The 6,322-nt window shown below is 62.1% G+C and carries 1 protein-coding gene; it reads left to right on the forward strand.

What is annotated here, in order from left to right; genetic code table 11:
- Window positions 1-65 precede the first annotated feature (65 nt).
- Window positions 66-6,317 (forward strand): T9SS type B sorting domain-containing protein, encoded by a 6,252-nt coding sequence (locus POV26_RS10640; RefSeq protein WP_272856453.1) that lies wholly within the window; start codon window positions 66-68, stop codon window positions 6,315-6,317.
- The last annotated feature ends 5 nt before the right edge of the window (window positions 6,318-6,322 follow it).

Consider the following 6,322-nt stretch of genomic DNA (forward strand, 5'->3'; position numbering starts at 1 on the left):
CGCTGCAGACGCCGGTGATCACCCTTGGCGACCCGACCCTTACGGTGAGCTACCACGGGACCCTTGTGGACGCGCAGAACAATGCCCTTCCCCTGGCGAACCCCTATATCAACGACCAGCGGTACCTGGACGTGCCGATCACCGACCCGGCCGATCCGCGCTATGGCACGGGTGGCGTCTGGGCCCGCGTGGGCAGCAGCACCGGCAGCTGTACGGTGGTGGTCCCCTTTGCCCTGGAGGTGCGTTTTTCGCCCGTGGGCACCGCCCCTGCGGGGCCGCTGAGGAAATGTGACGACGCCGTGGCGGACGGATTTACCTTTTTCGACCTTACCGTGGTCGCCCCCGAGGTGCTCGGCGGCCTGGACCCGCTGGGCTTCGACCTTTATTATTACGAGGATTTCAACCAGGCCGTCATCGCGGGCGACCTGGCCATCAGCGCGCCCGATTTCTCGCAGGCCATCCCGGACCCCACCAACTTTCTGAACGGCACCAACCCGCAGACCATCTATATATTGATCGTGAGCAATGCGGGCGGCACCATACCGCCCAACCCGAACAGCGCCGAGGGCTGCTACGACATCGTGGAGCTGGAGCTGATCGTGGACCCGCGCCCGGAGGACTTCGGCCCCTTTGAGATGCAGCTGTGCGACGACGAGCTGCAGGGCAGTGCCCCGGACGACGAGATCTCCACCTTCGACCTTACCAGCCGGGACCCGTTGGTCACCAACGGCGACCCGACCATCACGGTGGAGTGGTTCCTGACCTATGCCGATGAGGCGGCTGACAATCCGATCCCCAACCCGGCCACGTTCCAGAACACCAATACCCCGCAGACGGTGATCGGCCGGGCCACCTCGGACCGCGGCTGCAAGACCCTGGTCACCCTGACGCTGACCGTACTCCCGAACCCCAGCCCGAACACCGCCCCGGACCCCCTGGAGCTCTGCGATGACGACGACGACGGACTTGTCGGCGGCTGGGACCTTACCCTGGCGGACGCCGACATCATCGATGGCGAGGCCGATGTCTCGGTGCTTTACTATGAGGATATCGACGATGCCATGGCGGGCGTTCCCGGTACGGAGATCATTATGCCCTATACCAACACGGTCCCCTTTAGCCAGACGGTATATGCACGGGTGCAGAAGACCGTCCCGCCGGCCACCGTTGGCTGTTTCACCATCGTGGAGCTGCAGCTGCACGTGATCGCCCTTCCGGACAGGCCGCAGACGCCCCCCTTCGCGGACCCCTTCATCGGGTGCGACGAGAGCGGCAGCGGCACGGCCATCTTTGACCTGACCCTCCAGGATGCCGGGGTGCTCGGGGACCAGTTGCCCGCGAACTTTCTGCCCATTACCTATTATGAGCTCCAGGCCGATGCCGAGGCCGGGGTTCCCGGGACGGAGATCCCGAACCCCGCCACGTACATAAGCGCCGGGGCGCCGCAGGTCATCTGGGTGCGCCTGGAGAGCCTGGTCACCGGTTGCGCGCGGGTGACCCCCTTTGCCCTTGAGGTCGAGCTGTTCCCCACCATCGGTGCGGGGAACGACCTGGCCCTCTGCGACGACCTTGTGAACGGCAGTACCGCGGACGACGGCCTCTCCACCTTTGACCTTACCGTGAACACGCCCCTGATCACCCTTGGGGACCCCACTTTGGAAGTGTTCTATTACGCCACGGCCGTGGACCAGGCGAACAACGACCCGATCCCCGATCCCTCGGCCTACCAGAACATCATCAGCCCCCAGCAGCAGATCTTCGTGACCGTCTATAGCCAGAACGGCTGCAGGGCCACCAATTCCTTTTTCATCACCGTGGAGCCTTTGCCGGTGGCCTTTTCGCCGGGCAGTATGGTCGCCTGCGACTCCGACAACGACGGGTTCGCCCTGTTCGACCTCGCCACGCAGGACGCCCTTATCACGGCCGGTGATGCCAACCTTACGGTAAGCTACCACAAGACCCTTTTGGATGCCGAGAACAATGTGCTCCCGATCACGGTCCCTTACGAGAACGACCAGATATACCTTGACCTCCCGGTCACCGATCCGGCGGATCCCGCCTATGGTACCGGCGGTGTATGGGCACGTGTGGAGACCACCGTGAACGGCTGCCACAACATCATATCGTTCGCCCTGGAGGTGCACACCTCGCCGGTTGCCACCGAGCCGGAGCCCCTGCGGAAGTGCGACGATGCCGTGGCCGATGGCTTTACGCTCTTTGACCTGACGGAAGTAGCGGCGGAGGTCCTTGGCGGCCTCGACCCGATGGGCTTCGACCTTTATTATTACGAGAACCTTGCCGATGCCCAGTTGGCCGGGGACCTTGCCCTGACCGCGCCGGACTATTCGGCCGCCATCGGCAACCCCGGGGCCTATACCAACACGGCCAACCCGCAGGACATCTATATATTGGTGGTGGGCAACGCCGCCAGCAGCATCCCGCCGAACCCCCACGGGGCGGAGGGCTGTTATGACATCGTTGTGCTGACCCTTATCGTGGACCCGGTCCCGGCCAACAACGGCCCGCTGGAGATGGCCCTCTGCGATGACGAGCTGCAGGGCAGCGCCCCGGACGACGAGATCTCGACCTTCGACCTTACCACCCAGAATATTCTGGTGACCGGGGGCGACCCCAACCTGACGGTACAGTGGTACGCCACCCCTGCCGACGAGGCGGCGGACAACCCCATTGCCGACCCGACGATGTACCAGAACATCGCCACGCCGCAGACGGTGATAGCGCGGGTGACCTCGGAATTTGGATGCTCCAACCGGACCACGCTCACCCTGACGGTACTTCCCAACCCGAGCCCGAAGATGGACCCCGAGCCGATCGTGCTCTGCGACGACGATGACGACGGCATCGTGGGCACCTTTGTCCTTACGGACCGCGATGCGGAGATCCTCGATGGCGAGACCAATGTGGCCATATTATATTACGGGACCGAGCAGGAGGCGATCGATGCGGTACCCGGAACGGAGCTGGCAAGCCCCTATACCAACACGGTGCCCTATGGCCAGACCGTATATGCGCGGGTAACGAACAACGTGCCGCCGGAGCTGCTTCCGTGCTACACCATCGTGGAGCTGGAGCTGGTCGTGGTGCCGTTGCCGGATGCGCCCGACGCCACCCTGCAGGATCCGTTGATAGCCTGCGACGACGACGGCGACGGACAGGCCATTTTTGACCTTACGGTCCAGGACGCCGCGGTCTATGGCGTGCAGGACCCTGTAAATTTTGCGCCGATAACCTATTACGAAGACCCGGCCGATGCCGGAGCGGGCATTAACGAGATCAATCCGGCAACGGCCTTCCAGAGCGGCGGGCAGACCATCTGGGTACGCCTAGAGAGTCTGGCCACGGGCTGTGCGCGGATATCCTCCTTTGGGATCGAGGTGGGCCAATACCCCGGGACGGGATCGGCGGACGACCTTGTGCTCTGCGATGACGAGCTCAATGGCAGCACCAATGACGATGGCATCTCCACCTTCGATTTGACGTTGAACACCCCGGTGCTCACCGGTGGCGACCCGACCCTTGCGGTCCATTACTACGCCAGCGAGGACGACCGCGACAACGATATCCGTATCGTGGATCCGGGTGCCTACCAAAATATAGTGAGCCCCCAGCAGGAAATATTCGTTGCCGTGGTGGGCCAGAATACCTGCAGGGCATTACTGAGCTTCCTGATCACCGTAAGCCCGAACCCAACGCCCGTAGCGCCGACCCCATTGGTTGCCTGCGACGTGGACAGCGACGGCTTTGCGTCCTTCGACCTGGAGAGCAAGACCGCGGAGATCCGCGGCGGCGACCCCACTTTGGCCATTACCTACCACGAGAACCTGTTGGACGCCACCACGGGCAACTTCCCGCTGGCCAGTCCGTACGAGAACATCTTTGCCTTCAACCAGACCCTCTACGTGCGCGCGGCCTACAGTGCGCCACCTGCGGGCACGGGCTGTTATACGATAGTGGCCTTGGAACTGGTCGTGAACCCGACGCCGGTGGTCCCACAGGACCTTCCGGACCTTGTGGCGTGTGACGACAGTGGTTTTGCCGAATTCGACCTTACGGTACAGGAAGACCTGATCTTCGGAAGCCAGAATCCGGCGGACTATACCCTGACGTACCACCTAAACCGGGCCGATGCCGAGGCGGGCACCAACTTTATCGTACAGCCAGAGGCCTATACGAATACCGGCAACCCGCAGACCATCTGGGTGCGCCTGGACGACAACGCCACGGAGTGCTATAAAGTGGGAAGCTTCGATCTCGTCGTGAACAACGGCCTTCCGATCACCGACCCGACCCCGTTGGAGCTCTGCGATGATCTTGGCGAGGAGAACGACGGCATCACCGCCTTTGACCTTACCCAGAAGAACCTTGAGATAACCAACGGGGTATTGACCCAGGGCGTTTCCTACTTCCTTACCGAGCAGGATGCCCGGGACAACACCGACCGTATTGATCCTGAGACCGCATACATTAATCAAGATGCCAACGGAGACCCGATAAACCCACAGGTACTGTACGTGCGCGTGGAGGACAGCAACAGTGCCTGCCTGTCGTTCACTACCCTGACCCTAAGGGTTGTCCCCAATCCGAGGCCCGTAACGCCCGATCCGATAGAGCTCTGCGATTACAATGTGATAATCCCACCGGGGCCCTATGATGAAACGGAGCTCTTTGACCTTACCATCCGTGAGGCACAGATACTCAACGGCAACAACTGGACGGTCGGCTACTTTAGGAGCTATGGCGATGCCGTTAACGAGATCGATGAAATAGTCGCGCCGGAGGTCACCGCATACCGTAACACTGGCAACCCACAAATAATCTATGTGCGCACCACCAATCCAAATTCACTGTGTTTTGAGATCGTGGAGCTGGAGCTGATCGTGAACCCATTGCCGGACGATACCGCGGTGGTATCGCCCTATATCGTGTGCGCCCCGGATGACAGCGGGATAGGGGTGTTCAACCTGGAGACGAAGGTCGGCGAGATCCTTGGCGGGCAGCCGCGGCCGCCGTTCGAGGTAAGTTTTTACATCGACATGGCCGATGCCGAGGCGGGCACCAACGCCATCGTGAACACCACCACCTACCAGAACAGGGACGTGAACAACAACCCGGTGAACCCGCAGCTCCTCTATACCGGCATACGGAACACCGAGACCGGTTGCTATATCGGGGGAATGCAGACCCTTGAGCTGATCGTGCAGAAGGGCGCCGTTGCGGTGGCCCCGGCGGAGCCGTTCATCATCTGCGACAACGCGCCGCCGAGCGACGGCTTTGCGGAGTTCGACCTGGACGACGTGTCCAACCAGCAGGTGTCCGACCTGCGCGCCGGGATACTGGCCGGGCAGGACCCGACGGTCTATGGCATCACCTTCCACGAGACCCTGGAGGGGGCGGAGGCCGGAACCAACGCGATAGCCTTCCCGTACACGAACATCATCAACCCGCAGCGCATCTACGTGCGGGTGACCAATACCGACAACCTCTACGAGCCCCAGTGCTACGCGGTGGTGGACCTGGTATTGAAGGTCGAGCAATTGGAGGACATCCTTCTCGACGGCGACTACCGCCTGTGCGTGGACGAGAACGGCAACCCGATCCCCTCGGAGGAGGGGGGCGCCTCGCCGCCGACCCTGGACACGGGGCTTGACCCGGCACTGTACACCTTCCAGTGGGATCTGGACGGGGTGATCCTCGTCGGGGAGACCGGGCCCTCGATCATCGCGCTGCAGGGCGGGGTCTATACGGTGACCTATACCGAGCTTGCCTCGGCCTGCTCGAACAGCGTGAGCGCCACGGTGGCCGTCTCGTCGCCGCCGTTCACCTATGGGGCCAACCTGCTCAACGGCGCCTTTGCGGGCGACCATATCATTGAGGTCATCGCCACGGGCAGCGGTACCTACCAGTACCAGCTGGACAACGGCCCGTTCCAGGACGGCAACATCTTTGGGGGCGTGGAACCGGGCAACCATACCGTCACCATCAGGGACCTCTATGGCTGCGGCAGCGTGAGCTTCGAAGTGGGGGTGATCGACTACCCGCCGTACTTTACGCCCAACGGCGACGGCTACCACGACACCTGGAACATCATCGGCATCGCCTCGGGCGACCCGACGGCGAAAATCTATATCTTCGACCGCTACGGCAAGCTGCTCAAGCAGCTGAGCCCGCTGGGCCCCGGATGGGACGGCACCTATAACGGCAGCCCGCTGCCATCGAGCGACTACTGGTTCCGCGTGGAGTACACCGAGGACGGCAGCGCAAAGGAATTCAAAGGACATTTTACCCTAAAACGATAAATAGA

It is taken from the genome of Aequorivita todarodis, assembly GCF_028561335.1.
Classification (GTDB): domain Bacteria; phylum Bacteroidota; class Bacteroidia; order Flavobacteriales; family Flavobacteriaceae; genus Aequorivita; species Aequorivita todarodis.